Source organism: Hymenobacter jeongseonensis (assembly GCF_015694725.1).
In the GTDB taxonomy this organism is placed as follows: domain Bacteria; phylum Bacteroidota; class Bacteroidia; order Cytophagales; family Hymenobacteraceae; genus Hymenobacter; species Hymenobacter jeongseonensis.
The window spans coordinates 178,237-200,188 of the sequence record NZ_JADQDQ010000006.1; the positions used below are offsets into that span (position 1 = coordinate 178,237).

At 59.6% G+C, this 21,952-nt stretch carries 12 protein-coding genes; all 12 read right to left on the reverse strand.

Translation table 11 applies throughout. The features are described from left to right. Window positions 1–27: 27 nt before the first annotated feature. The 12 genes from I2I05_RS14130 to I2I05_RS14185 all read right to left on the reverse strand — a co-directional run bounded on the left by I2I05_RS14130 (window position 28) and on the right by I2I05_RS14185 (window position 20,648). Complete coding sequence (locus I2I05_RS14130) at window positions 28–1,878, reverse strand: NPCBM/NEW2 domain-containing protein (protein ID WP_196282917.1); 1,851 nt, start codon at window positions 1,876–1,878, stop codon at window positions 28–30. A gap of 176 nt (window positions 1,879–2,054) precedes the next feature. After that, entirely contained in the window at window positions 2,055–4,127 is a 2,073-nt protein-coding gene (locus I2I05_RS14135) for an alpha-L-arabinofuranosidase C-terminal domain-containing protein (RefSeq protein ID WP_230688342.1), read from the reverse strand. Between the two features lie 183 nt (window positions 4,128–4,310). After that, the gene (locus I2I05_RS14140) at window positions 4,311–6,011 is read right to left on the reverse strand and encodes a sodium:solute symporter family transporter (protein ID WP_196282919.1); all 1,701 of its coding nucleotides are present in this window, start codon (window positions 6,009–6,011) and stop codon (window positions 4,311–4,313) included. A gap of 193 nt (window positions 6,012–6,204) precedes the next feature. Then, on the reverse strand, window positions 6,205–7,692 hold the full coding sequence (gene araA / locus I2I05_RS14145) for an L-arabinose isomerase (protein WP_196282920.1): 1,488 nt from the start codon (window positions 7,690–7,692) through the stop codon (window positions 6,205–6,207). A 123-nt stretch (window positions 7,693–7,815) separates the two neighbouring features. Continuing rightward, on the reverse strand, window positions 7,816–8,517 hold the full coding sequence (locus tag I2I05_RS14150; RefSeq protein ID WP_196282921.1) for an L-ribulose-5-phosphate 4-epimerase: 702 nt from the start codon (window positions 8,515–8,517) through the stop codon (window positions 7,816–7,818). Continuing rightward, window positions 8,514–10,325 (reverse strand): ribulokinase, encoded by a 1,812-nt coding sequence (locus I2I05_RS14155; RefSeq protein ID WP_196282922.1) that lies wholly within the window; start codon window positions 10,323–10,325, stop codon window positions 8,514–8,516. The genes I2I05_RS14150 and I2I05_RS14155 overlap by 4 nt, the downstream gene beginning before the upstream one ends. Window positions 10,326–10,439: 114 nt before the next feature. Further along, window positions 10,440–11,648: an aldose epimerase family protein gene (locus tag I2I05_RS14160; RefSeq protein ID WP_196282923.1), complete on the reverse strand. Its 1,209-nt coding sequence runs from the start codon at window positions 11,646–11,648 to the stop codon at window positions 10,440–10,442. A 55-nt stretch (window positions 11,649–11,703) separates the two neighbouring features. Continuing rightward, window positions 11,704–13,446 carry a family 43 glycosylhydrolase gene (locus I2I05_RS14165; protein WP_196282924.1) on the reverse strand — a complete coding sequence of 581 codons (1,743 nt, stop codon included), beginning with the start codon at window positions 13,444–13,446 and terminating at the stop codon, window positions 11,704–11,706. A 38-nt stretch (window positions 13,447–13,484) separates the two neighbouring features. Then, window positions 13,485–14,564 (reverse strand): glycoside hydrolase family 43 protein, encoded by a 1,080-nt coding sequence (locus I2I05_RS14170; protein WP_196282925.1) that lies wholly within the window; start codon window positions 14,562–14,564, stop codon window positions 13,485–13,487. Between the two features lie 96 nt (window positions 14,565–14,660). Beyond that, a complete protein-coding gene (locus tag I2I05_RS14175) occupies window positions 14,661–16,187 on the reverse strand; it encodes a RagB/SusD family nutrient uptake outer membrane protein (protein WP_196282926.1) in 1,527 nt (508 codons plus the stop codon). Window positions 16,188–16,252: 65 nt separating this feature from the next. After that, on the reverse strand, window positions 16,253–19,417 hold the full coding sequence (locus I2I05_RS14180; RefSeq protein WP_196282927.1) for a SusC/RagA family TonB-linked outer membrane protein: 3,165 nt from the start codon (window positions 19,415–19,417) through the stop codon (window positions 16,253–16,255). A 574-nt stretch (window positions 19,418–19,991) separates the two neighbouring features. Beyond that, entirely contained in the window at window positions 19,992–20,648 is a 657-nt protein-coding gene (locus tag I2I05_RS14185; protein WP_196282928.1) for a T9SS type A sorting domain-containing protein, read from the reverse strand. Between the last annotated feature and the right edge of the window lie 1,304 nt (window positions 20,649–21,952).

Sequence of the window (21,952 nt, forward strand, 5' to 3'; positions counted from 1 at the left end):
CGAAGGCATCAAGCCTCCTGATAGCTATTATTTATTAGCGGCCTTCTTGCTTGAAATGCGGTACAGCTTGGCGCCGTGCCGGCGGATGTAAGGCGCAAAATCACCCGTGAGCGGCCCCATATGTTGGCCCGTCCACAGGTCTTGCACGGTGGCGCCAGCCGCCACGCCCAGTTCCTGCAGCGTCACGGGCACGCGCACCGAATCGGCAGGCGCGGGGCGGTAGGGGTTTTTGGTGAATACCAGGAAGCTGAGCGTACCGCCGGTGTTTTGCGCGGCGCCCGCATTGTCGAGGCCCACCGTGGTGGAAAGGCGCGTGTAGCCGGCGGGCAAGTCGTACTCAATAATGGAGTTGGAATGCGTGCCGATGCCGGCGTCATACTTCTTCCCTCCTACCAGCAAGGCCGCGCCCGACACGCTTTTGTTGATGGTGGCTTGGCCCCAGCCGGCCGTGGCACTCTTCCACGGCACGGTAGTAAGCGGCGTGATTTTGCCGCCACCGCTCAGTATTGGATTCAGCCAATCGGCGTGGTCCCAGGCAATGTCGTCGCCGCCGTTGCGCACATTCAGGTAGAGTTTGGTGGCGCCGGTGATGTCGATGTCGGCCGCTTTGCTTTGGCCGGGCGTTTCGCGGGTTACGGGGCCACTGGCCCAGGCAGCTTCGCTTTCGGGGGCCAGCTCCTGGTCCTGGGCGTTGAAAAGGGCCAGGAACTTATCGCCGGTGGCAGGGTCGTCGGCGGTCCAGGCTACTAGGTTGTCGCGGCGAAAAAGCTGGCGGTTGCGGGTGCTGTTGCGGTGCATGGCCAGCACGTTTTTGTTCGTGAGCAAACTCAGCGTGAAGGCGTCATTGCTGGGCAAGTCGCCGCCAAACATCAACGGCGAGCGGAAGATGCTCCACAGCGTCATCAGCGTGAACTGCTCGTCGCGGGTGAAGCGGGTCATGCGGTCGTCGCCCCGCTCGGCCCGGATGCCCAGGCGGCCCAGCGGCAGCATGTCGGCATCGGGCCAGGCGCCGGACGCAATGTGCGGAGCCCACCGCTCACACACGTCGAAATGCTCCTTGAGCTGCTCCCAGCTGTCCCAGAAGTCGCCCACGGTGCGCCACATGTTGGCGTGGGCCGCCACGTGCTGGGCTTGGGCAATGGGTGTTTCGCCCGGCGAGGTACTGAGCACGATTTTTCGCCCCGAGCGGTCGATGGCCTTGCGAATCATCTCCACCTCCGGCGCGTGGTACGGTGAGGACAGGTCGTCAACCTTCACAAAATCCACGCCCCAGGCCGCGTAGAGCTTGAACAGCGAATCGTAATACTCCTGCGCGCCGGGCCGGCCGGCCACCACGGTGTACATGTCGTGCAGCCAGCCGGCTTGGCCGTCTTTGCTGTAGATGTCGGCCGCTGTGGCCTTGCTGCCGAGGATGGGCATCTTGCGATGCACCGCCGCCACCGGCACGCCGCGCATGATGTGAATGCCAAACTTCAGGCCCTTGGCGTGCATATAATCCGCCAGCGGCTTGAACCCCTTGCCCCCCGCCGCTGAGGGAAACCGATTCACAGCCGGGACGAAACGGCCGTATTGGTCAATGTTGAAGTCCGGGTTTTTCTCATTGTAGCCATGGGCCGTGTCGTTGCCCACGTACCAGCGGATGTCTACCACCACGTATTCCCAGCCGCTGCTTTTTAGGTTTTTGGCCATGTAGTCGGCGTTGGCCTTCACCTCGGCTTCGGTCACGGTGGGGCCGTAGCAGTCCCAGCTGTTCCAGCCCATGGGCGGCGTGGCCGCCCACTGGTGGAAATCGGTTTTGGGCGCGGCTTTTTGGGCGTGGGCCGGAGCAAGGCTTCCTACAAAAGCGGCCAATGCAAGCAGTCGTTGAGCTGGTTTCATGGGGGTGCTTCCCGCTTCTTAAAGTCCGTTTAAAACCAAAACGTCATGCTGAGCGCAGCCGAAGCATCTCGCGTGGGGTAGTAACTCAATCGGGTGGATTAGTGACGGCACGCGAGATGCTTCGGCTGCGCTCAGCATGACGTTCTTCGGGTGCGGCTTTATTGCCGCTCTCTGCCCTACTTCTTCCCCGGAATGCGCAGCACCGTGAAGGAATTCGGAGCCAGCGTGTAGCTCACCGTGGAGCCCGACACCGAGAACTTCTCCTCTTTTGGCGTGAGTTTGGTGGGCTCCTGAATGGTGTTCATGGTGTTCAGGTCGTCGCTGGCCATCACGAAGGCGGTGCCGTTTTTGCCCACTTTCTTGGCGCCAGCTAGGTTCACTTTCACGGCGCGGGGCGTGGTAGAATAATTCACCAGCTTTACGATGACGTCGCCGGTGGGAGCGTCGGCTACGGCACTGGCGAAGAGGTTGTCGGTGCCGTTTTTGGCGTTGGCGGGCATGGCCACGGGCAGCACGCTGGTGCCTTTGTTGAGGGCGTAGAGCTTCTGCACGTAGTAGTTCACGGTGCCGTAGGAGGTCAGGTTGTCGAACCAAATCATGTTCGGGGTCCACTGCCAAGCATCAACGTGAGCCAGCATGGGGGCGTAGGAGGCCATGGCCACGGCGCCGGCGTTGCGCTCCAGGCCGGTCATAAACGCGGCTTCCGAGATGGCGCAATCCCAGTTGTTCTTGTTGTTTTCGCTGGCAATGGCCACGCTCTGGGCGGCGTACTCACCGGCGAAGATTTTGGCGCCGGTGCGGGGGTAGTTGTCGTAGCGGCCCACGTTCTGGCGAAACCACTCGGGCTTGGCGTAGTAGTGCTCGTCGATGAATTCGGCCTTCAGCTCGCGCATTTTCAGCGTGGCTTTGTCGAACAGGTCGCCGTCGGGGGCCGGGCCCACGCTTGATACGATTTGGATGTTCGGGTACTTCGCCTTCACGGCCTTGGCAAACGGCTCGTAGCGCTCGAGGTACTGCGGGCCCCACTGCTCGTTGCCGATGCCAATCATCTTCATGTTGAAAGGCGCGGGGTGGCCCATGGCCACGCGCTTGGCGCCCCAGGGGCTGCTGGCAGGGCCGTTGGCAAACTCAATCAAATCAATGGCGTCCTGAATGAAGGTTTCCAGCGTGGGCTCGTCGCCCTGGCCGGCCGCATTCGGGCCTTTGGCCGTGCTGCTGGTGATGGGCGCCAGCTCGGCCGAGTTGAACTGGCAGGCCATGCCCACGTTCAAAATGGGCAGCGGCTCGGCGCCGATGTCTTCCGACAGCTGGAAATACTCGAAGAAACCGAGGCCGAAAGACTGGTAGTAGTCGGGGGTAAACTTGTGGATAAACTCGGTGTTCCAGCGGTTAATCAGCGGCTTGCGCGAGGCCACGTCGCCGATGGTTTCTTTCCACTGGTAGCGCTGGGCCAGGGTGCGGCCTTCCACAATGCAGCCGCCGGGGAAGCGCAGGAAGCCGGGCTTCATGTCCTTGAGCAGCTGCACGAGGTCGGGGCGCAGGCCATTTTCGCGCTTCAGGTAAGTGTCTTTCGGGAACAGCGACACCACGTCGATGTCGAGCGTGCCGGTGCCTTCCACGGCCAGTTTCAAGCGGGCTTTAGCCGCGGTGGCCGACGGTTTCATCACCACGCTGTACTTCTTCCACTCGGTGGTGAGGCCGGTAATTTGGGCTTGCGCCAGGGCCTTGCCCGAGCCGGGCGTTTCGGGGCCGGGGCCGCCACGGCCGCTTTGTTCCAGCGTCACGTTCACGCCGCCCACGTTGCCGGGGCCTTTGCGGGCGTAGAAGGAGAAGGTGTACTCGGCGCCTTCCTTCACGCCCATGCCGCGGAATCCTTCGTTGACGAAAGCCGCATCGGGGCCAGCGGTTTTCACGCTCAGGCGCAGGAAGTGGTTGTTGGCGTTGCTGATGGGCCGGTCGGTCGACACCAGGTAGCTTTCCAGACCGGCCGCGCCGCGAATGGCCTTCCAGCCGATGAGGTGGTCGTCGGTTTCGAATGACTTGTTCTTCACCAGTTCGGGGTACAGGCCGCCGTCGGCCGCAAAGTTGATGTCCTCGAAGAAGAGGCCGTACATGTTTTTCGACACCGCGTCACCGGGCTTGTTCACTTGCACGGTGATGGTGGCGGGAGCGGCCGTCTGGGCCAGCGCGGCAGTGCCAGGCAGCAGGCCCAACAGGGCGAGGGCTGAAATGCGAAGGGTGGGATTCATAGTCATGAGCGGGAATATCAAGGTTCTATTTCTAGTCTAGTCAAAAAGGACGGTCATTCAAAAAGGCCGTCATGCTGAGCGCAGCCGAAGCATCTCGCGTGTGGTAGTAACTCAATCGTTGCAACGATGCGAGCGAGATGCTTCGGCTGCGCTCAGCATGACGGCCTTAGTTCGTTTTAAGCGTTACCAGAATTTCGTGTAGAGCGCCGTGATGAGCAGCAGGATAATAACAATGAGCACTAGCGTCTGGCGGCTCACCCGGAACAGGCCGGGCTGCAACTCAATGGCCCTGGGATTGACCCGCGGGCCCACCAGGCTAATGGCTATCATGATGAGCATGGTGATGACAAACGAGAGGCCCATGCACACCAAGAAGGGGATTTCGTAGGCGCCGTTCCCGTTGGGAAAGGCGGTGTAGAGTAGCGTTTCGGGGCCGAGCACGGCCGGGGCGTAGTTGTTGAAGAACACCGACATAGCGAAGCCGGCCAGCACGCCCACAATGGCCGCCGTGGCCGTGGTGCGCTTCCAGAACATGCCCAGCAGGAAGATGGCCAGGATGCCGGGCGAGATGAAGCCCGTGTACTTCTGAATGAACTGGAAACCGCCCTCGCCGCCAATGCCCAGCAGGTCCTTCCACGTCAGGGCAATGCTGATGACGATGGCCGCCACGATGGTAATACGCCCCACCCACACCTGCTTTTTCTCGGTGGCCTCGGGGTTGAGGTAGCGCTTGTAGATGTCGAGGGTGAAGATGGTCGAGATGGAGTTCACCTTGCCCGCCAGCGACGCCACGATGGCCGCCGTGAGCGCCGCCATGCTCAGGCCCTTCAGGCCGTTGGGCAGGAAGGTGAGGATGGCGGAATAGGCATTGTCGGCATTAAAAGAGCCGGTGGACGACATTTCGGCCTGTAAGCCGCCGTTTTTGTAGAGCACATAAGCCGCGATGCCGGGCAGCATCACAATCACGGGCATCAGCAACTTGAGGATGCCGGCAAACAGAATACCGGTGCGGGCGGTGTGCAAATCGGCACCCAAGGCGCGCTGGGTGATGTATTGGTTGCAGCCCCAGTAGTTGAGGTTCACAATCCACTGACCGGCCAGGTACATGGCGATGCCGGGCAGAGACAAGTACTTGTCCACTTCCACCTGCGGCGTGTCCACGGTGGGCTTCGGGAATATCATGTGAAAATGGTCGCCGGCGTTGTCCATCAGGGCGTTGAAGCCGGAGATGGCGCCGCCGCCGAGGCCAAATCGGTCGCTCACCAGCGTGAGGGCGATGTAAGTGGTGACCAAGCCGCCGACCACCAGCACCACCACTTGCACCACGTCGGTGTAGCCCACCACCTTCATGCCGCCAATGGAAATGAGCAGCGAGAAAATGGCCAGCAGAATGATGATGACGTGGAAAGTATCGCCGCCCACCAGGTTGCTGAGCGCCAGCGCGCCGAGGTAGAGAATCGACGTGAGGTTGACCAGCACGTAGAGAAAGAGCCAGAAAATGCTCATAATCAAGCTCAGCGTGGAGTTGTAGCGCTGCTCCAGAAACTGCGGCATCGTGAAGATTTTCTCCTTCAAAAACACCGGCATGAAGAACACGGCCACGATGATGAGCACAATGGCCGCCACCCATTCGTAAGCTGCCACGGCCACGCCCACCTTAAAGCCCGAGCCCGACATGCCGATGAACTGCTCGGCCGAGATGTTGGAGGCAATCATGGAGGCGCCAATGGCCCACCACGTCAACGACCCTTCGGCCAGGAAGTAGTCCTTGGTGCTTTGCTCGGCCTTTTTCTTGCTCTGGTAGATGTAGTAGCCATAAGCCGAAACGCCGACCAAGTACAGCAGGAAAACCAGGATGTCAAGCGTAGTAAGTTGATTGCGCATGCAGGAGTTTGGGGTGGGAGTTGGTTGTTATTTAAGCGGTTATGCTTATCAGAAATTTATTAAAACCGTCATGCTGAGCGCAGCCGAAGCATCTCTACCGCAGTAGTAATTCACTTAAGCGAACAAAGCGGTAGAGATGCTTCGGCTGCGCTCAGCATGACGGCCTTTTTGGTCTGGGTGGTCTCTGGATTACTTAGCCGCGAAAGGCCACTTCGTTGTAGCGCAGCTCGTTTTTGAAGGTGCGCAGCTTGGTGTCGGCGTCGATAATCACGAATTCGATGCCGGCCATTTCGGCGAAGTCTTCCAGGTATTCGGCGGTAAGGTTTTGGCTGTAGCCGGTGTGATGGGCGCCGCCGGCCAATATCCAAGCGGCCGCGCCGGTGGCGAGGTCGGGTTTCACTTTCCAGAGCACGCGGGCCACGGGCAGCTTGGGCAGGTCCTGCTCCGGGGCCACAGCTTCCACTTCGTTCACAATCATGCGGAAGCGGTTGCCGAGGTCCACGATGGTGGCGTTCAGGGCCGGGCCAGCGGGGCAGTTGAACACCAGGCGGGCGGGGTCGGCCTTGCCGCCGATGCCCAGCGGGTGCACTTCCACTTTCACCTTGCCTTCCGAAATCGTGGGGCAAATTTCCAGCATGTGCGAGCCGAGCACCTGCTCGTTGCCGGGCGCGAAATGGTAGGTGTAATCTTCCATGAAGGAGTTGCCGCCGGGCAGGCCGGCGCCCATTACCTTCATGGCGCGCACCAGCGCCGACGTTTTCCAGTCGCCCTCGCCGCCAAAGCCGTAGCCCTCGGCCATGAGCCGCTGCGTGGCGATGCCGGGCAGTTGGGCCATGCCGTGCAGGTCCTCGAAAGTATCGGTGAAGCCTTTGGCGCCGGTGTCCTGCAGGAACTTGCGCATGCCGGCTTCGATGCGCGCCGCCTCGCGCAGGCTGTCACGCTTGGCTCCACCGTCTTTCAGGTCATCGCCCAGCTCGTACTCCTGCTCGTAAGTGCTCAGCAGCTCGTTCACCTGCTCGTCGCTCACTTCGTTGATAACGGCCACCAAGTCGCCGATGCCGTAGGTGTTCACCGAGTAGCCAAACTTGATTTCGGCTTCCACTTTGTCGCCTTCGGTCACGGCCACGTAGCGCATGTTGTCGCCGAAGCGGACGAACTTGGCGCCCTGCCAGTCGGCCCAAGCCGAGGCCACGCGGCTCCAGATGCTGAGGCTGTTGTGCACCGCCTCGCTCTGCCAGTGGCCCACCACCACTTTGCGATTCAAGCGCATACGCGTGCCGATGAAGCCAAACTCCCGGTCGCCGTGCGCCGATTGGTTGGTGTTCATGAAGTCCATGTCGATGTCGGCCCATGGAATGTCGCGGTTGAACTGCGTGTGCAAATGTGCCAGCGGCTTCTGCAAGATTTTCAACCCGTTTATCCACATTTTGGCGGGGGAAAACGTGTGCATCCAAGCAATCAGGCCCACGCAGTTTTCGGTGGTATTGGCCTCCTGCATGAGCTTGTAAATCTCCTGCGGGCCGGTCAGCACCGGCTTGTACACTATTTTGATGGGCAACTTTGTGCCAAGCTCCGCGGCAATCTGCTGCGAGTGCTGGGCCACTTGCTCGAGGGTTTCGGGGCCGTAGAGGTGCTGGCTACCAGTAATAAACCAGGCTTCGTAGTGGGAAATGTCAATCATGGAAGGGTGGAATTAGGGAAAGCCGAAGCTTACACAATCGTTAATCTAAATTGGTCAAAAAGTAGCGCGGACTTTTAGTCCGCGCCTGCATTGGTCTGACGCGGACTAAAAGTCCGCGCTACATCACGACTGCCCGTAGTAGGAATTCACGCCGTGCTTGCGCTCGTAGTGCTTGCGAATGAGGGCATCCTTGAGGCGCGGCACGTTGGGGCGCAATGTGCAGCTGAGGTAAGCCATGCGGGCCACTTCTTCGAGCACGGCGCTGTTGTACACGGCTTTTTCCACGGTTTTGCCCCAGGTGAAGGGAGCGTGGTTGGCCAGCAGCACCATTTCCACTTCCGAGGGCGAGAGGCCGCGGCGCTGGAACTCGTTGAGGATTTGCCAGCCGGTCTGGTGTTCGTAGTCGCCGGCAATCATGGCGTCGTCCATGGGCGGGGCGCAGGGAATGTCGGCGGTGAGGTGGTCGGCGTGGGTGGTGCCTAGAATTGGGATATCGAGCTGGGCCTGCGCCCACGAGGTGGCGTAGGTGGAGTGCGTGTGCACGATGCCGCCGATGTGGTCCCAGTGGCTGTAGAGCACGGCGTGGGTTTTGGTATCGGACGACGGCCGCTTCTCCCCTTCCAGCACGTGGTTGGCGAAGTCGAGGATGACAATATCCTCGACTTTCAGCGTGTCGTAGGGCACGCCGCTGGGCTTGATGGCGAATACGCTTCGCTCCCGGTCGACCACGCTGGCGTTGCCGAAGGTGAAGAGCACCAGCCCGAGCTTGGGCAGCTGCATGTTGGCGTCGTAGCACGCCTGTTTCAGGTCTTGGTATTGGCTCATTGAGCTTGGTGGCTGTGCTGTAGCGTGGTCGTACCCGGTAGGGACTCTGCGAGTCCGCGCTTGGGCGAGTCGTTCTGAGTGTCGTGTAAACGCGGACTCGCAGAGTCCCTACCGGGTACGACCACGCTACTACCCAGCGTGGTAGCTTCCACAAACCGCCCGAAGGCTTGGTACTGCTCATAGCGAGCCTGGTAGTCGGCTACGCGGTCGGGGTTGGGCTCATAGGATTCGGCAAAACCGCTGCCCATTGCTTTTTGGGCCGTCAGCACATCGGAATAAATGCCCGCAGCCACGGCGGCATACATGGCCGACCCCAAAGCCGGAGCCTGTTCCGACACCGCAATTTTGATGGGACGGTTCAGCACGTCGGCCAAAGTCTGCATCACAAACTTCGACTTCTTGGCCACGCCACCAATGCCAATGACTTGCTTAATAGGAACACCTTCCTGCTCAAACCGCTCCACAATTTGCTTCGAGCCGTAGCAGATGGCCTCCACCAGCGCCCGGAAAATCTGGGGCGCGTTGGTGCCCATGGTGAGGTTCATGATGGCACCTTTCAGGGCTTGGTTGGCATCCGGCGTGCGGCGGCCATTCACCCAATCGAGGGCCAATACGTGGGATTCGGCGGGGTCAACGGCCGCGGCGGCTTCGCTGAGCTGCACCAGCAGCTGGTCGCTCATTTCGTCGCGCAGGGCAGCTTGCAACTCCGGCGTCAGCACTTTAGAATTCGAAAGTACATTTTGCAAGGGCCATTCGAGAATCTGGCGGAACCAGGCCAGCAAGTCACCGAAAGCTGATTGACCAGCTTCCAGGCCCAGCATGCCGGGAATTACGGAGCCATCGACCTGCCCGCAGATGCCGGCCACGAGGTGGCTGCCTACTTCGGAAATCGGCGCCACTACAATATCGCAGGTGCTGGTGCCCATCACCTTCACCATCGAATAAGCTTCGATTTCACCGGCTACGGCGCCGGCGTGGGCGTCGAACGAGCCCACGGCCACCACGGTGTTGGTGGTCAGGCCGAGGCGCTGGGCCCACTCTTCGGTGAGGCGGCCGGCTACTTCGTCGGCGGTGTAGGTTTCGTGGAACAGCCGGTCGCGCAGGCCGGCTAGCTTGGGCTCGAGGTGGGTGAGGAATTCCTCGGAGGGCAGGCCGCCCCAGCTCTCGTGCCACATGGCTTTGTGGCCCGCAGCACAACGGCTGCGCTTGAAGCTGGCGAGGTCGCCGCCGGTCAGCATCAGGGTCAGCCAGTCGCAGTGCTCCATCCAGGAGTGCGCGGCTTGGGCCACGGCAGCGTCTTCGCGCACCACGTGCATGATTTTCGCCCAAAACCACTCCGAGGAATAGATGCCGCCTTCGAACTTGGTGTAATCCTCGCCGCCCCAGGTGCGGGCTTTGTGGTTGATTTCGGCGGCTTCGTCCAGGGCCGTGTGGTCTTTCCAGAGCACAAACATGGCGTTGGGGTTATTCTCGAAGCCGGGGGTGAGGGCTAGGGCCACGCCCTGCTCGTTCACGGCGCCGGGCGTGGAGCCGGTGGTGTCCACGGCCAAGCCCAGGATGTGGGCGGCGGGCACTTGCTGGGCCACGCGGCGCACCACGGCCTCCAGGCCCTCGATGTAGTCGAGCGGGTGCTGGCGGAACTGGTTGCGGGCCGGGTTGCAGAATTGCAGGGTTTTCCAGCGGGCGTAGTTGTGCACGGCCTGGGCCGTTTCGGCGCCCGTGCGGGCGTCCACGAGCACGGCGCGCACCGAGTCGGTGCCGTAGTCAACGCCGATGACGTAGGCGGGAGTAGCGGCTTGTTGTTCCACAGGTGAAATAGAATAAGTGTTAGAGGGATAAGTCTTGAAGAAGTGAGGACGAAGGGCAGGCAAGAGGTTCCCACCACTGGCTTCCCGCCCTTCGTTCCCCACTCTTCACTGGGGTTATTTCCGCACGCCGAACTTGTAGCTGCTCACGGAATGGAACGTCTCGCCCGGCTTCAGCACCGTGTTGGGGAACTTGGGCTGGTTGGGCGAATCGGGGAAATGCTGGGTTTCGAGGCAGAAGCCGGCGTTTTTGCCGTACACCGTGCCGCCTTTGCCTTTCAGGGTGCCGTCGAGGAAGTTGCCGGTGTAGAACTGAATGCCGGGCTCGTCGGTGGTCACTTCCATGGTGCGGCCGCTCACGGGCTCGTACACCATGGCGGCGGCGTGCTGGGGCGTGGCGGCGTTGTTCAGCACCCAGTTGTGGTCGTAGCCACCGGGCACCTGCGCAATCCGCTCGCCGATGGCGTGGGGCGTGGTGAAGTCGAAGGGCGTACCCTTCACGGGGCGCAGCTCGCCGGTCGGAATGAGGGTGGCATCCACCACGGTGTAGCGGTCGGCGGGCAGGGTTACTTCGTGGCCCAGAATGTCCTTGCCGGCGCCGTGGTTCAGGTTGAAGTAGGCGTGGTTGGTCAGGTTGATGGGCGTGGCCTTGTCCGTGGTGGCCGTGTAGTCAATGCGCAGGGCGTTGTCGTTGGTGAGGGTGTACACCACGGTCACGTTGAGGTTGCCGGGGTAGCCCTCTTCGCCGTCCTTGCTCAGGTAGGTCAGCTTCAGGCTCTGGCCGTCGGCCGAAGACATTGGCTCGGCAGTCCACACCACTTTATCGAAGCCTACTTTGCCGCCGTGCAAGGTGTTCGGGCCGTTGTTTTTGGCCAGGTTATACGTCTTGCCGTCGAGGGTGAATTTGCCGTCCTTGATGCGGTTGCCGTAGCGACCAATCAATGCGCCGAAGTACGGGCCGGACTTCAGAAACTCGGGGCTCTGGTAGCCGCTCACGTTGTCAAAACCAAGGATTACATCGCCCATCTTCCCGTCCTTATCGGGCACCATGAGGCTGGTGAGAATGCCGCCGAAATTGGTAATACTGGCCTTCACGCCATTGGCATTGGTGAGGGTGAAGAGTTGCACTTCGGTGCCATCGGTGGTCTTGCCAAATGATGCGGACGTGGGCATGGCGCTGGTATTCGTTTGGGTGGAATCGGCCGCGGCGGACGCCCCGGCCTCGGTCGTGGTTTGGTCGGCGGTTTTGTTAGACCCGCAGGCCGCTAGCAGCAGCAAGCTGGTAACGGGTACGGCCAAAGTTCCTAAACGAAAAGACTTAATCATGAGAAGAGAAAAGGAGATTGGGAAAAACGGGCGGATGACGAAGAGAATGAAAAGCTTACAGAACGGTCAGTTTCTGGGTGAACAGCCCGGTGCCCTGGCGCACCTGCACCAGGAACAGGCCCGGCAGCAAGCCGGCCTCCACCGCCACCGTAGCCTCGGGGTTCTGCACCAATCGGCGGTACACCACACGGCCTTGCAGGTCGAGGACTTCCACCGTTACCGCGCCGGCGGCTTTACGGCCGCTCAGGTCCAGCGTGAACGTGCCGCGGGAGGCAGGAATGGGGTAAATGCTGATGCCCGTCAGGGTGGTGCGGGAGGCCGTGGCAGTCACGGTAGAATTCGTCAGAAACCAGCGCTGGCAGGCACAGCCGTTGTAGTCGAACAGGGCAAGTTGCACGCCGGGGTTGGCCGAGGCCAGGGGTACTTCCACCGCCCGGTTTCCATTGAGGGACGAGAATACGAGGCTGCCGTCGTTTGCGCGGTCGATGTGGAACTGCTCACACTCCTGGCCGCTGTAGGAGCCCAGTTGCAGGAGCGCGCCGTTGGCATCGGAGCAGCCGGCCACACCGACGGCCTGGCCTCCCACGGCGCTGGTAATTTTGTAATCGCCGTTGCCCAGCGCCGTGAAGTCCCACTGCTGGCAGGTGCTGCCCGTGCGGGCAGCTTGCTCGATGGCCTCGCCCGCGGCCCCCGTGCAGCCGCGCGCCTGCCACACCAGCCCCGTAGCTGCCGGGCCGGCCGACACGACGTAGCGCACGGCCGCGCCGGCCGTAGCCGCCGGGGCCAGCCAGTCGCGGGTCACCACGGGCCAGCCGGCCGCGTCCCAAGTCAACTTGCCAATGCCGAGCTTTGGATTGCCGCGGTCGTACGAATCGTAGTAGTGGTGGGTGAAATACGAGGTGCCGTTTTCCTCAAAAATGCCGGTGTGACCGGGTCCGCGGTAGCGGCCCGAAGCGCTAAGCAGCGTGGTCCCCCCGTTGTTGTTCAGATCGGTGCCGTTCTTATCCAGGAACGGGCCACTCGGCGACAGGGAGCGGCCTACCTGAATGTAGTAGGTGCTGGCGGCGCCCTGACAGCACGCGCCGCGGTTGATGAACAGGTAATAATAGGCGCCGTTCTGCTTCACGTAAGCGGCTTCCACGCCGCCGTTGGCCACGGCGTATTGGGTGGCGCCGGCCATCAATTTGCCCGTAGCCGCGTCGAGCTGCACGTTGCGAATGCCGCCGAAAAACGAGCCGTAGGTCATCCACCCGTTGTTGCTGGCATCCCGGAAAATGCCCGGGTCGATGGCGTTAGCGGCGCTGCCGTTGTTGCTCGACACCACTTCGCCCTGGTCAACCCAGTTGTAGCTGGGGCTGGCGGGGTCCAAGGTAACGTTGGTGACCAGGCCGATGGCCGACACTTTCGAGCCGAAGGTGGAGCAGGAATAATAGAGGTAGTATTTGCCGTTTTGGAACACGCATTCCGGCGCCCAGAAAAGCCCTTTAAAGTCCGGCACCTTGGCGGTTATCCAGCTGGGAAACGTGTTGTTGGGAAACACGGGCCGCGGGCCCGGCGTCCAATTAACTAGGTCGGTCGAGTACATGCCGTAGATGCCTTGGCCGGTGGTGAAAACCCAGTATTTATTCCCGTCTTTGACGATGGTCGACGGGTCGTGCGCTCCAAAAGCGCCTTGCAGTGCCTGGGCCTGGGGAGCCGCCCAAGTCATTGCCAGTAGCAGCACCAACCCGGTCAGTCTACGCCGCAGCACTTGGCGCCACAGAGGGTATTCGCTGGTGAACCGGGAAGGACTGCGCATGGTAGGTGGGTTTGGGAAAGGAATCGAATGAAAAGCAACTATTCGCCCGAGGGCTTTATGATGTCAGTGTTGATGGGCACGGGCACCCCGAAATTGGGAGTGCCGTCGGAGTTCCAGGTGAACTTCTGCATGCGCGGGTTGCGCCGTTCCACGCATCCTTCGCCGGGGTTGGAATTGGCGTGGTAAATAATCCAGTCCTCTTTGCCGTCTTTCGATTTGAAGAAGGAATTGTGGCCAGTAGCGTAGGCGCGGGCGGCGGGGTTCTGCGAGAATACGGGCTGAGCCGACTTCGTCCAGGAGCTCGGCATCAGGGGGTCTGCCGTGCTTGAGGCCGTGAGCAAGCCCAGGGCGTAACTATCGGAGGCGCAGAAGCTTGCCGAGTACACCAAAAAGGTCTGATTGTCGTGCTTGATGATTTCCGGGCCTTCGTTGACGTAGGGCGGGCCCACGTTTTCCCAGGCGTACTGTGGGCTCGTGAGCTCCACGCGCGGCCCGGTCAGGGTCCAGGGGTTGCTCATCTGCGAGATGTAGATGCGCTGAATGCCGTTCAGGCCGTCGTGGCCAGACCAGAGGAAATAGCGGTTGCCGTTCTGCTCCAGCACGGTCCCGTCTATGGCCCAGAAGTCGGCGGTGGGGTTATAAATGCGGCCCTTGTCAACCCAGGTTCCGGTCGTAGGGTCGGCGCTGGCATTTTCCAGCACCCAGGTGCGCTGCAGGCCTAGATTGGTGCCGGTGGGGCCGGCGGTGTAGTAGATGTACCATTTGCCGTCGAGAAAAAACAGCTCCGGCGCCCACAAGTTACCCGAAGCCGCGCCATTAGCCGGCGGCGTCCAGACCACGGTGCTGGGCGCCAGCGATAGGCCCGACATGTTCTTGGTTTTCCAGATGCGCAGCTGGTTGTTCAGCGTGTGCATGTAGTAATAGTAGCCGTCTTTTTGGGCCACGTACGGGTCGGGGCCGCTGGGCAGCAACGGGTTTTGAAACGTGGTGCTGACCACCACCGGCGGCGGCGAAGGCACTGGCGGCGCTGGTGCACTGTTCTTGTTGCACCCAAAGCTTCCCACCAGCATCACCGCAAGCAGTGCACGGTGAACAAAAGAAGGGAGTTGGATTATCATCAACTTATTAATTTTCAAAATTAGCGCAGCTATTGGGACAAAATAGCCGCCCTGGGTTGCAGCCCAGGACGGCCATTTGCTCACCACCTTTTCAAATTAATAGCCAGGGTTTTGGGTGATGCCCCCGTCGATGTCGATGTCGCGTTGCGGAATGGGCAACAGCTTCGAGATGCCGAGGCGGAAGTTGCCGAAGTCAGCATCGCGGGTTTTCAGCTCGTCGATACCGGCCTGAGTATCCATCAGGCCCCAGCGTAGAATATCATACCAACGGGTGCCTTCGCCGGCCAGCTCCTTAGCGCGCTCGCTGCGGATAAGAGGCCGCAACGTGGCGGCAGTGAACGTGCCCGTGAGCGGGGCCAGGTCTACCGAAGGACGGGTGCGCACCAGGTTCACCAACGGCAGCGCCTCGGCGGTGCGGTTCAGTTCGGTCAGTGCTTCGGCCTGCATCAGCAGCACGTCGGCGTAGCGAATCACGCGGTGGTTGATGCCTGAGGTGAAGTTCTCGTTTTCGCGGGTGCGGTCGTTCAGGTATTTGCGCCAGTACTGCTGGTTGGGGTTCCAGCCCCATTCCGCGAACGTACGCCCGTAAAAGCGGTCCGGGTTGCGGTTGCTGATGATGCTGATGTCGCGGCGTGGGTCAATTCGGGTGGGGTTGCTCACGGTGAACTCGTTGTACTCGTTCAGCAGCCAGAGGCGGGGCTGCACGTCGGCAAACGTGGGGCCGGGAGGGCCAAAGAAGTTGGGCCGGTCGTGGCTCTCAGATGATGCGGCGTTGTCTTGGCCCTGGCCAATTTCGAGCACGGCGCCCGTAAACTGGACTTCAAACACCGACTCCGAGTTGTTCTCGTTGGTGTCGGTGAAGTTGTCGAGGTAGTTGGGAACCAGGGAATACTCGCCCGATTTAATGATAGTATCAAACAGTTGCGCCGCGTCGGCGAACTTTTGCTGGTGCATGTACACCCGCGCCAGCAATGCCTGCGCTGCGCCCTGGCTCACGCGGCCCTTCTCCGACGCACTGTAGGTTCGGGCCAGCGGCAGGTCTGGTATGGCCGCCAGCAGGTCGGCAATGATGAGGGCCTCGCCTTCAGCCTGCGTGGCCTGCGGTACGCGGGTGTTCACCTTCGACTCTACCGTAATCAGCGGCACCCGCCCGAAGAAATACACCAAGTCGAAGTACGACAGCGCCCGGATGAAGCGGGTTTCGGCCAGCAGGCGCTTCTTCAGCGTCTCATCCATGGGAATACCGGGCACATTGGTCAGCACTTGGTTGGTGCGGAAGATGGTGCGGTAGTAGTCGTTCCAGGCAAAAGACGAGATGAAGAAGTTGTTGTCAGGCGTGATGAAGCGCGTGAAGTTAGCCAGTTCCACAAACGGGCTCTGGCTGTAGCTCTCATCCGAACGGTGGGCCATGAAGTGCCAGCTTCGGTAATACACCGCAAACTGCTGCAGGCCGGCGTAGCAGGCATACACGCCCCGCACGGCATCGTCGCTCGTTTTCCAGAAATCCGCCGAGGCAGGTGCGTTCGGGTTCGTTTTATCCAGCAAATCTTTGTCGCAGCCGGTGGTGGCGGTCAGCATCAGGGCCCCGGCACAGAGCAGGGTAATCAGCTTATTGCTTTTCATGTCTTAGCTATAAATACGGTTTTATAGGAGCCGCCGTGCAAGCGCCTGGCGGCTCCCGAACAAGATTAGAAGTTGACCTGTAAGCCGCCCACCACGGTGCGCGTGTTGGGGTACGAGCTGTCATCGATGCCGCGGCTGTAGAAGCCCGTGCCACCGGTTTCGGGGTCGAAGCCCGAATAGTCGGTGAAGGTCAGCAGGTTGGTGCCCGTCACGTAGACGCGCACGGTGCCCAGGCTCGGTACCCGGCTGGTCAGGTTCTTCGGGATGGTGTAGCCCAGTTGAATGTTCTTCAGGCGCAGGTAGTTGCCGCTTTCTAGCCAGCGCGTCGAGTTGGCCAGCGAGTTCTGAGCCGCAGCAGCGGCCAAATTTGCGTTAGGGCTGCCGCCCTGGAGCAGGCGGGGAGTAGTAGTGGAGGGGTTGGCCGGCGACCAGGGCGTTACGTCGGCGTCGTAATTATTGGGGCCGTTGTAGCTTTCCAGGGCCCGCTTGGCCACGTTATAAATCTCGTTGCCTGTAGCAGACTGCCAGAATAGGGACAAATCGAAATTCTTATAGCCGGCGTTCAGGTTCAGGCCCAGCTGCAGTTTCGGGATGGCGCTGCCCGAGAATGCCCGGTCGGCGTTATCAATTTTACCGTCGTCGTTGAGGTCCTTGTAGCGCACGTCGCCGGGCGAGGCATAGGCCTGAATCACGGTGCCGTCTGAGGATTTGTGATTGGTTACTTCCTCCTGGGTCTGGAAGATGCCGTCGAACTGAATCAAATAGAACTCGCCTACCGAGTGGCCCAGTTGCGAGCGGGTGGGGCCATCGCCCCCGCCAATGGCCTGGCCTTCGTCCAATACTTTGGTGATGCGGTTGCGCACGGTGGTCAGCGTAAAGTCAGCGCCGTAGGTGAAGGCGCTCCGGTTTTCATGAAACCCGAGCGCGACCTCCAGGCCTTTGTTTTGCAGTTCCCCGCCGTTTTGAATGGGGTCGCCTTCAAAGTTGCCCAGATAGGTTGGTACCTGCACGCTAATCAAAGCATTGCGGGTGTCGGCGATGTAATAGTCGGCCGAGAAATTCAGCCGGTTATCCAGCAGTGCTAGGTCGAGGCCGATGTTGCGCGTGGCGCGCTCTTCCCACTGCACGTCCGGGCTGTTGATGCGAATCTGGGTGGCCCCGTTCACAATCTGCTGCCCCGTGCCGATGACATAGTTCACGTTCTGTGCGACCACTGCGTAGGGCAGGTAGTTGTTGAACAGATTCTCATTGCCCAGCACCCCGTAGCTGGCCCGCAGCTTCAGATTGTTGACCTGCGGCAGGGCTGACTTGAAGAAGTCTTCTTCGCTGATGCGCCAGCCGATGGAGGCCGCACCAAAATCGGCCCGCTGGTTTTGAGGGGCAAAGCGCGACGAGGCATCCCGGCGGCCGCTTACCGAAAGCAGATAGCGGTTTTTGTAGTCGTAGGTAGCCTGCGTGAAAAATGAGCGAATGGCGTATTCGGAGCTGGTACCCAGAATGGCGCCTTTCTCCGTGCCGGCACTCAACTCAAAGAAGTAGCGGGGCCGCGACGTGAAGCCGGAAGCGCCGGCCTGCACGTTGTGCTCCCGGGAGCGCTGCTCGGAGTAGCCCACCAGCGCATTGACGCGGTGGTCACCGAAGGCTTTGGTGAAATTCAGCGTATTCTCGGCCTGTACCAGGGCGCCATAGCCCAGAAACTCATTAAGCGTCGCCGCCGTGATGCGGGTGTTCTGCCGGATGATGCCAGTTTGCTGGGCGTCGTCGTTGGCATACGTGAAGGCATTGACGCCCAGGTTGAGGCGATAAGTCAGAAAGTCGAAAATCGAGAAGTCAGCGCTGATGTTACCCAGCACCCGGTTCTCGGACTGTCGCCTGCGCAGCAGCTGCTGGGCCCCCACGGGGTTGGTTGCAAAAGTATTGAGCCGGGTCGAGCCGGTGCCAAAGCCGCCCTCATTGGTAGAGTCAAGCACCGGGATGCTCGGAATCATGGTCAGCACGTCGATGAACGGCGCACCGTTGAGCAGCGTCGCGTCGATGCGGCTCAGCTGAAAGTTTTCCTGAAACCGGAACCGACCTCGGCTCATGCCCGAGTTCAGGCGCAGGCTGTAGCGCTTGTAATCCGGTCCTTTCACAATGCCTTCCTGATGGAAGTAGTCACCCGATACCAGAAAGTTGCTGGAGCTTTTGTCGCCCTTGCTGCCCCCGCTAAAGCTGAGGTTGTAGTTTTCGCGGCGGCCGGTCTGAAAAAACTCGTCCTGCCAGTCAGTGTCAATGCTGGGGTCGAAAGTACCGCCTTCGGATACCGGCACCGCGCCAGACAAGCTGTTCTGGCCGGCATTGAGAATATCAATGCCCGCATTCTGGTATGCCACCCGCGCCCGCTGCGCCCACTCAGCAGCATTGGTAAGGTTGTATTTTTTGCGCACTTGGTCCACCCCCACCACGCCGTTGAAGCGGATGGTGGGCGTACCAGCACTGCCCTTTTTGGTCGTAATTTGGATGACCCCGTTGGCGCCGCGAGAACCGTACACGGCCGTCGAAGACGCATCCTTCAGCACGTTTAGGCTCTCGATATCAGAAGGCACCAGATTGCGCGGGTCAGCCGGCCAGAGGCCGTCAATCACGTAAAGCGGGCCTGTATCGGCAAGCCCCAGCGTGCCGATGCCCCGAATCGTGACCACTGGATAAGCGCCAGGAGCCCCGCCGCCCTGCACCAAAACCCCCGGGATACGGCCCTGAATCTGCTGCGCCACACTGGGGACGGGCGTTTTGCTGGCCTCCGACACATCGAGGCCGCTCACGGCACTGGTCAGGTTCTGGCGGTCTTGCGCCAAGTAGCCCACCACCACTACCTCCGACAAGCCCTGCGCACTCGCGCGCAACTGCGTATCGATGGCCGTGCGGCCGCCCACTGCCACCTCCTGCGAGGTATAGCCCACAAACGAGAACACCAACGTCGCATCTGCCGGGGCCGTGATGCTGTAGCGTCCGTCGGCGTCGGTTTGGGTACCGTTGCTTGTGCCTTTTACCAGTACGGTTACGCCCGGAATGCCGGCGCCCTTCTCATCGGTAATACGACCGGTGATGGGGGTATCGGCTGCTTGCAGCATGGACACCGCTAGGTTTTCGGGTGCTGAAGCCACCGCTTGGCCCGCCATGGGCAGCAGCAGCAAGCCCCCGAGCAAGGCTGGCACCGCTAGCCCTTGCATTTTGGGTACTGACTTTTTCATAAAACATTGTGGGAATTGGTGAGAACAAACACAATCGATTGTGTAAACGGGCGCAAAAAAGAGCGATTTCGTTATGCTGGAGAGAGAAAACCGGGAGACTGCGCTACTAAATCTTTGCGCTTAAACAGGCTAGTAAACATGTCCGAAAGCTTGTTTAGGGCATATTCTACCCAAATAATACTAATCAATCCACTGAAACCGCAGGCGATGTATCAGTCAGCAGTTAGACAATGTTACTGCAATTTACTGGAATTATCAATTTATCGATTGTTTTTTCTCAATCGATTTCGGGACTCCTGAGATTTTCTTTCTTCAATGCCCTATCACTACGCAAGTGTTGCCGCAATCCCTTCCAGCGTTTTGCCAAGTAATCCATATTTGCCACTTGCATCCAAGCTTTTGTTGCGGCCTGCAAACCTTTGCGCTCGGGTAACTGGCGGCGTGCTAAAAACACTAATCAGCTACACGGCCTCGTCAACAACCCAGCGCTTTACGCCACTAACCCATCGCGCCAAATAAAAAAGACCAGCACCGTAATGGCGCTGGTCTTTCTATGCAAGTGGTTTGTGCCGGTCTAGCGGTGGCTCATGCGCAGCACCTGCTGCTCGTTGCCCTGGCGTACGGTGATGTAGTACATGCCACGGGGCAACGCCGTTGCTTCAGACAGTTCAACGTCTTGCTCGCCGGCTGTGGTGGTCAGGGTTTTGGTGAGTACCGCTTGGCCGAGAACGTTACGGACAGTGAAGCTGATTGCGTCAGTGCCAAGCGAGTTGACCCGAACGGCTACCTTGTTGTCGTAAGGGTTCGGGAATACATTGGCTTTGAACTCCTGCGAAACCACGCTTACAATCTGCACGGAGCGAACCTGCGAGAAGGTAGTAGTGCCATCGGTATCGACCTGCCGCAAGCGGTAGTATGCCGTAGTAGCTGCCGTTTGGCCCAGGCTGCCGTCAGCAAACTGGTAGCTGGTACGTGCGCTGGTGGTGCCGGCACCCTCGCGCTTGCCCATCGTTTGGAATGCAGCACCATCCAAGCTACGCTCAATGGCAAAGTATGCATTGTTCTTTTCCGAAGCAGTTGCCCAAGTGAGCACGGGTGTTTTACCAACCCAGGCCGCATCAAAACTGATGAGTTCAACGGGCAAGGGACGTACCACGGTGATGGTGGTGCTTGCCGTATTGCATTGGCCGTTAGCAGTGGTTCCCGTTACGGTATACGTAGTAGTATACATTGGAGAAACCGTGATGCTTGCGCCAGGAGCCAGCGGAGTAGCAGTCCCGCCTTCAACAGTAGCCGTCCAATTGTAGACGGTGCTCGAGCCACCAGTAGCGGTCAACACTCTGGTTTGACCAGCTTGTATTGATTGCGAGGGCGTCACTGTTACTGTTGGATTCACGGTGATGGTTGACGACCGAGTTAACGTATTACAACCGGCTACGGTGGCAGTCACAGCATAGACAGTGGTTGTAGCCGGACTTACGTTTATTGAGGAGGTAGTTTGGGGCAACGTAGTTGTCACTCCACCGCTGGTAGCAGTCCAGCTGTAGGCAGCATTAGTCTTATTCGATACAGCGGTAAGCGTGGTAGAAGTGCCTACGCAAATGTTGGCCGCACTTGGCGACAGAGTCAGAGTAGAGGCTTCAACAGTTATAACGACTGACTTGCTTACTGAGCCACAGTTGGGCACATTAACTGTCAAAGTATAAGTTGAAGTTTGAGTCGGCGTGGCGGTGTAAGTAGAACCGCTAGCGATGCCGTTGGCAGATGTGTTGTCAGCGCGCACAACACTCCATGAGTAGGTTGTACCAGCAACAGTCCTATCCAATGTCGAGGTTAGGAGCGTTGAAGTGCCCGAGCAAACATTCGCTGCACTGGGAGTAATCGTTAAAACCGGGGTGCCCACAGTTACGGTCACAAGTCTAACTACCGCGCCGCAGCCAGCGTTGGCAGTCAGCTCGTAAGTAGTCGTGGCAGCAGGAGTTACTCGGTAGGGATTGGCAGTAGAGGTTGCTCCAGTCGATGTGTTGCGCCAAGAGTAAGTTGGGGTAACGCCTGCGGGCACATTGGTAAAGGAAGCCGTGAGGTCAGAAAACTGACCTGAACAAATAGCTGCTGGGCTAGCAGTAGCAGTTATTTCTCTTGCCCGAATTGTGATGTTCTGAGAAACTACATTGCTTCCGCAGGCAGCAGTCGTTGTGTTGACTGTGTAAGTAGTTGATACCTGCGGAGTTACTACAAAGGTACCACTAGTATTGCTATCGACCTGCACACCATTGGCAAGCAGAATATACGAAGTGTTAGTGCTAGCACCTGATGCTTTGATTGTTACCTGAGTTCCCGGGCATACGACTGGGTTAGTGCTAACCACGCCGCCAACAGTAGCAGTTACTGTCAGCGAAGGTGCAAGCGCAAGCTGAGCAGTAATTTGCTTGTTATTAGCTCCGTTGCATCCAGTCGAAGTTGATTGGAAAGTGTATGTCTCTGAGGTGAGATTAGCAGGCAGAGTGATGGACTTAGTAATGGAAGTGTTCTGAG

Excerpts from the sequence above, each read along its gene's own strand:
- I2I05_RS14130 (WP_196282917.1), bottom strand. The coding sequence starts at position 1,878 with ATGAAACCAGCTCAACGACTGCTTGCATTGGCCGCTTTTGTAGGAAGC.
- I2I05_RS14135 (WP_230688342.1), bottom strand. The coding sequence starts at position 4,127 with ATGAATCCCACCCTTCGCATTTCAGCCCTCGCCCTGTTGGGCCTGCTG.
- I2I05_RS14140 (WP_196282919.1), bottom strand. The coding sequence starts at position 6,011 with ATGCGCAATCAACTTACTACGCTTGACATCCTGGTTTTCCTGCTGTAC.
- araA (WP_196282920.1), bottom strand. The coding sequence starts at position 7,692 with ATGATTGACATTTCCCACTACGAAGCCTGGTTTATTACTGGTAGCCAG.
- I2I05_RS14150 (WP_196282921.1), bottom strand. The coding sequence starts at position 8,517 with ATGAGCCAATACCAAGACCTGAAACAGGCGTGCTACGACGCCAACATG.
- I2I05_RS14160 (WP_196282923.1), bottom strand. The coding sequence starts at position 11,648 with ATGATTAAGTCTTTTCGTTTAGGAACTTTGGCCGTACCCGTTACCAGC.
- I2I05_RS14165 (WP_196282924.1), bottom strand. The coding sequence starts at position 13,446 with ATGCGCAGTCCTTCCCGGTTCACCAGCGAATACCCTCTGTGGCGCCAA.
- I2I05_RS14170 (WP_196282925.1), bottom strand. The coding sequence starts at position 14,564 with ATGATAATCCAACTCCCTTCTTTTGTTCACCGTGCACTGCTTGCGGTG.
- I2I05_RS14175 (WP_196282926.1), bottom strand. The coding sequence starts at position 16,187 with ATGAAAAGCAATAAGCTGATTACCCTGCTCTGTGCCGGGGCCCTGATG.
- I2I05_RS14180 (WP_196282927.1), bottom strand. The coding sequence starts at position 19,417 with ATGAAAAAGTCAGTACCCAAAATGCAAGGGCTAGCGGTGCCAGCCTTG.
- I2I05_RS14185 (WP_196282928.1), bottom strand. The coding sequence starts at position 20,648 with ATGTATACTACTACGTATACCGTAACGGGAACCACTGCTAACGGCCAA.